Here is a 5563-nt window from a genome sequence, read left to right as displayed (position 1 = left end):
TGAAGGCGGGCGCCTGTACCGCACCGGCGACCTGGCGCGTTACCGCGAACAGGGCGTGATCGAGTACGTGGGCCGTATCGACCACCAGGTGAAGATCCGCGGTTTCCGTATCGAACTGGGCGAGATCGAAGCGCGCCTGCAAGAACATGCGGCGGTGCGTGAAGTACTGGTGCTGGATATCGACGGGGCAGGGGGCAAGCAACTGGCTGCCTACCTGATCGCTCAAGATCCAGCTGCCGATCATGCGGCCCTGCGTGACACGCTGAAACAGCACCTGAAAGCCAACCTGCCGGACTACATGGTGCCGACGCACTTCCTGGTCTTGGACCAGTGGCCACTGACCGCCAACGGCAAGCTGGACCGCAAGGCCCTGCCCAAACCGGATGCCAGCCAGCTGCAACAGGGCTACGTGGCCCCGCGCACGGCGCTCGAGCAGCAACTGGCGGCGATCTGGTCCGAGGTGCTGAAGGTCGAGCAGGTGGGCCTGCACGACAACTTCTTCGAACTCGGCGGCCACTCGTTGCTGGCCACCCAGGTAACCTCGCGGATTCGCCAGCGCCTGGACCTGGAAGTGTCGCTGCGCAGCCTGTTCGAATCCGCCGACCTGCAGGCCTTCGCCCAGGCCGCTGGCGAAGGCGCGGCCAGCCAGGCGCCGGCGTTCAGCGTCGTGGACCGTAACCAGCCGCTGGCCTTGTCCTACGCCCAGCAACGCCAGTGGTTCCTCTGGCAACTGGAGCCGGCCAGTGCCGCCTACAACATTCCGTCGGCCCTGCGCTTGAAGGGCGAGTTGGATATCGAGGCACTGCGCAGCAGCTTCGCCGCGCTGGTCGCCCGCCACGAAACCCTGCGCACCACCTTCCGCCAGCAGGGCGACAGTGCCGAGCAGGTGGTGCATGCGCGTCTGCAAACGCCGCTGGACATCACCACGGCGGCCCTGGACGAAGCCGGCGTGCAGGCCTGGGTCGAGACCCAGGTGCGCCAGCCGTTCGACCTGCAACACGGCCCGTTGCTGCGCGCCCGCCTGCTGCGCCTGGGCGCCGACGAGCATGTGCTGGTACTGGTGCTGCACCATATCGTTGCTGACGGCTGGTCGATGCCGATCCTGGTCGACGAACTGGTGCGCGGCTATGAAAGCCACCTGCAAGGCCAGGCCCCGCAACTGCCGGCGCTGGCCTTCCAGTATGCCGACTACGCGGCCTGGCAGCGTCAGTGGATGGAAGCCGGCGAACAACAGCGCCAGCTCGACTACTGGCAGGCGCGCCTGGGCAGCACCCAGCCGATCCTCGAACTGGCCACCGATCGCCCGCGCCCTGTGGTGCAGCAATATGAGGGTGCGCGCCTGCCGGTGGACCTTGAGCCAAGCCTGGTTGCCCAGCTCAAGACGCTGGCCGGGCAGCATGACGTGACCCTGTTCATGCTCCTGCTGGCCTCGTTCCAGGCCTTGCTGCATCGCCACAGCGGCCAGTCGGACATCCGTGTCGGCGTGCCGGTGGCCAACCGCACCCGGGCCGAGACCGAAGGCCTGATCGGCTTCTTCGTCAACACCCAGGTGCTGGATGCGCGCTTCCAGCCGCAGATTCGTTTCGACGAACTGCTGCAACAGGTCAAGCACACCGCCCTGGGCGCCCAGGCGCACCAGGAGCTGCCCTTCGAGCAATTGGTCGAAGCCCTGCAGCCCGAGCGCAGCCTGAGCCACAGCCCGCTGTTCCAGGTGATGTTCAACCACCAGACCCAGGTGCTGGGTGAATCCCGCGTACTTGCGGGCCTCAGCCTGCAGGGGCTGGTGTCGGACAAGCAGACCGCACAGTTCGACCTGACCCTGGACACTGCCGAACACGAAGGCGGCCTGAGCGCGACCCTGACCTACGCTACCAGCCTGTTCGAGCCGGCGACCGTAGCGCGCATGGCCGAGCACTGGCGCAACCTGTTGCAGGGCATCTGCCAGGGCGCCGGGCAGCGCGTCGCCGAACTGCCGTTGCTGAGCCGCGAGGAGCGCGAGCGCACCCTGTACGCCTGGAACGACAGCGCCGCCGACTACCCGCGCGGGCAGACCGTCCAGCAGCTGATCGAGGCACAGGCTGCCCGCACGCCGCAGGCCGTCGCCGCGGTGCTGGGTGAGCAGTCGCTGAGCTACGCGCAACTGAACCAGCGCGCCAACGCCCTGGCCCACCACCTGCGCAGCTTGGGCGTCGGCCCCGATGTGCTGGTGGGGATCGCGGTGGAGCGGAGCCTGGACATGCTTGTCGGCCTGCTGGCGGTGCTCAAGGCCGGTGGCGCCTACGTGCCGCTGGACCCGCAGTTCCCCGAGGACCGCCTGGCCTACATGATGGAGGACAGCGGCATTGCGCTGCTGCTGACCCAGAGCCCCCTGCTGCAACGCCTGCCGATCCCGCCGCAGGTGCACAGCCTGTGCCTGGACCAGGCGCTGCCGGGCGAGTACAGCCAGGACAACCCGCGCCCGCTGGCGCACCCGGAAAACCTCGCCTATGTGATCTACACCTCCGGCTCCACCGGCAAGCCCAAGGGCGTGACCATCCGCCACGACGCGCTGGTCAACTTCCTCTGCAGCATGGCGCGCCAGCCGGGTATCGATGCTCATGACAAGGTGCTGTCGCTGACCTCGCTCTCGTTCGACATCGCCGGCCTTGAGCTGTACTTGCCGTTGCTGCGCGGAGCCTGCGTGGTGCTGCTGGGCGAGCAGGTGAACAAGGACCCGCAGGCGTTGCTGGCGGTGATCCAGACCCGGGCGGTCAGCGTCGTCCAGGCCACCCCGTCGACCTGGCGCATGCTGCTGGACGCCGCGGCGCCCGGCGCCTTTGCCGGCAAGAAGGTGCTGTGCGGCGGCGAGGCACTGAGCGCCGAGCTGGCCCAGCGCCTGATCGCCCAGGCCGGGCATGTGTGGAACGTCTACGGCCCGACCGAGACCACCATCTGGTCGGCCTGCCATTACCTGACCGACAGCGACGACGTGTGGCTGGGACGGCCGCTGGCCAACACCCGCCTGCACGTGCTCAGCGACGAGCTCGATGTGCTGCCGCAAGGCGCGCGTGGCGAGTTGCTGATCGGCGGCGACGGCTTGGCGCGGGGCTACCACAACCGCCCGGGCCTGACCGCCGAGCGTTTCGTGCCGGACCCGTTCGCCAGCGAGCCGGGCGCGCGCCTGTATCGCACCGGCGACCTGACCCGCTACCGCGAGAACGGGGTGATCGAGTACGTCGGGCGCCTGGACCACCAGGTGAAGATCCGTGGCTTCCGTATCGAACTGGGCGAAATCGAGGAGCGCCTGCTGTTGCACCCGGCGATCCGCGAGGCCGCGGTGATCGATATCGATGGCCCGGCCGGCAAGCAATTGGCGGCCTACCTGGTGCTGCACGATGCGCAGCAAAGCGTGGAAGCGCTGCGCGGCGAGCTGCGTGCGCACCTGAAGGCCGGCCTGCCGGACTACATGGTGCCGAGCCATCTGGTCGGCCTGACGCGCATGCCGCAGACCCCCAACGGCAAGCTCGACCGCAAGGCCCTGCCACTGCCGGATGCCAGCCAGTTGCAGGCAGCCCACGTGGCACCGGTCACGGAGCTGGAGCGCAAGCTGGCGGCGATCTGGGCCGAGGTGCTGCAGGTCGAGCGGGTGGGCCTGCAGGACAACTTCTTCGACCTCGGCGGGCACTCGCTGCTGATCGTCCAGGTGATCGGCCGGGTGCGCGAGCAACTGGGCGTCGACCTGAGTCTCAACGAGCTGTTCGAGCAGGCCACGCTGGCCGACTTCAGCCAGGTGGTGGAGCGCAAGTCGGGGCAGGTCGCCAACGCCCATGACGAGCTGACTAAATCCTTGGAGGCCTTGAAACGTCTTACTGCACAGGAAATAGATAATCTGATCGCTTAGCGGGAGACATTCAAAGTGCAAGAGCTGCTCGACTCCGTAAAGTCGCTGTCCACCAGGGAGCGCAAGGCATTGGCAGCCTTGCTCAAGCGCCAGGGTGTCAACCTCTACGGGGTCACCCCGATCTTCAGAAGGGACTCGGCGGACGGGGCAGCGCTTTCCTATGCACAGCAGCGCCAGTGGTTCCTCTGGCAGCTCGACCCGCACAGCGCCGCCTACAACATCCCGGCGGCGCTGCGGCTCAAGGGCACGCTGGATGTCGAGGCGTTGCAGCACAGCTTCGACAGCCTGGTGGCGCGCCACGAAACCCTGCGCACCACCTTCCGCCAGGAAGGTGACGGCGCGCTGCAGATCGTCCATCCGCCAATGCCTGTGGCGCTGGCGGTGGAGCCCTTCGTGCCTGAGGACTCGACAGATTTGCAGGCAGCCATCCGCGCGCGCGTGGAGGCCGAGGTGCAGCTGCCGTTCGACCTGGAGCATGGTCCGTTGCTGCGGGTCAGGCTGCTGGTGCTGGGGCCTGAAGAGCATGTGCTGATCCTGACTGTGCACCATATCGTTTCCGATGGCTGGTCCACGCCGATCCTGGTGGACGAGCTGATCCGCCTGTACGAGGGCTTGCGCCTGGGCTCGCCGGTGACCTTGGCCGAGCTGCCGATCCAGTACGCCGACTACGCCCTGTGGCAGCGCGACTGGATGGAGGCGGGCGAGCAGGAGCGCCAGCTCGGTTACTGGCGCGAGCAACTGGCGGGCGAGCAGCCGCTGCTGGAGCTGCCTGTCGACCGCCCGCGGCCGTCGGTGCAGAGCTTCCAGGGCGCACGCCTGGCCATCGATATCGATGCCTCCCTGGCGCAGGGGCTCAAGGCCCTGGCGCGCCAGCAGGGGGTGACCCTGTTCATGCTGTTGCTGGCCTCTTTCCAGACCCTGCTGCACCGCTACAGCGGGCAAGCCGACATCCGTGTCGGCGTGCCGGTGGCCAACCGTACCCGCGCCGAAACCCAGGGGCTGATCGGCTTCTTCGTCAACACCCAGGTGCTCAAGGCCGAGTTCGCGCCGCAGACCACCTTCACCGCGTTGCTGCAGCAGGTGCGTGAAACCTCGCTGCAGGCCCAGGCGCACCAGGACCTGCCGTTCGAGCAACTGGTCGAGGCGCTGCAGCCCGAGCGCAGCATGAGCCACAACCCGTTGTTCCAGGTGTTGTTCAACCACCAGGCCGAAAGCCCGGGCATGGTCCGTGAGCTGGGCGGTTTGCAGGTTGAGGGATTGAGCTGGGAAGGGCAGACCACCCAGTTCGACCTGATCCTCAACACGGCCGAGCACGAGGGTGGGCTGATTGCGGCGTTCACCTACGCCACCTCGCTGTTCGATGCGGCCACGGTCGAGCGCATCGGCCGGCATTGGCGCAACCTGTTGCAGGGCATCTGCGCGGATCTCGCCCAGCGCGTGGCGCAGTTGCCGTTGCTCGATGCGGCTGAGCTGGGGGCATGGACGGCTGATGTGCGGCGCTATCCGAGCACCGAGTGCGCCCATGCGCTGATCGAGCAGCAGGCGGCGCGCACACCTGAAGCGATCGCCGTGACCTTCGCTGGGCAGACGCTGAGCTACGACCAGCTCAACCGCCGCGCCAACCGCCTGGCGCACAAGCTGCGCGCGCAGGGCGTGGGGCCGGATGTGCTGGTGGGCATCGCG

General features: G+C 67.6%; 2 protein-coding genes. Both read left to right on the top strand.

Annotation, left to right across the window (positions count from 1 at the left end; genetic code table 11):
• Positions 1 to 3880, top strand: a 3880-nt coding sequence (locus tag ACQ4OD_RS26160; protein WP_430945201.1) for an amino acid adenylation domain-containing protein, incomplete at its 5' end; no start/stop codon positions are given.
• Positions 3881 to 3895: 15 nt separating this feature from the next.
• On the top strand, positions 3896 to 5563 hold a 1668-nt coding region (locus ACQ4OD_RS26155), incomplete at its 3' end, for a condensation domain-containing protein (protein WP_430945200.1).

This window comes from Pseudomonas sp. WC1, from assembly GCF_050586565.1.
Classification (GTDB): Bacteria; Pseudomonadota; Gammaproteobacteria; order Pseudomonadales; family Pseudomonadaceae; genus Aquipseudomonas.
The sequence above is the reverse complement of the archived record's forward strand: the minus strand, read 5'-3'. Positions and strand labels throughout refer to the sequence as shown.